The 287-nt window shown below is 56.1% G+C and carries 1 protein-coding gene; it reads right to left on the reverse strand.

What is annotated here, in order from left to right:
- Window positions 1-76: 76 nt before the first annotated feature.
- Window positions 77-287: hypothetical protein (locus K7W41_RS23415; RefSeq protein WP_224612963.1), on the reverse strand; the 211-nt coding region annotated here is incomplete at its 5' end.

Raw genomic sequence — 287 nt, forward strand, 5'->3', positions numbered from 1 at the left:
TTCCCCCAGGAGGCGGACAAAAAAGGACTTGGCCGCCTGGGTGTCTCGGTGTTCCTGGGGTCGCACTAGTGCGTAGCTAAGAAAGTTTCACCTTTTTAGGGCAAGCTGAGGAATGGGCCAGCAACTCCGCGTCATGCTCACCCCTGAGGAGCGCGAGCAACTTCTCCATCTGGTTGACCGAGGAAAACCTCCGGCACGTACGTTGACCCGAGCGCGCATTTTGCTGATGGCTGACCGAAATACGGGTGAAAGACATACGTACAAAGACATTGGGAGGGTGCTGCACT

It is taken from the genome of Deinococcus multiflagellatus (genome assembly GCF_020166415.1).
In the GTDB taxonomy this organism is placed as follows: domain Bacteria; phylum Deinococcota; class Deinococci; order Deinococcales; family Deinococcaceae; genus Deinococcus; species Deinococcus multiflagellatus.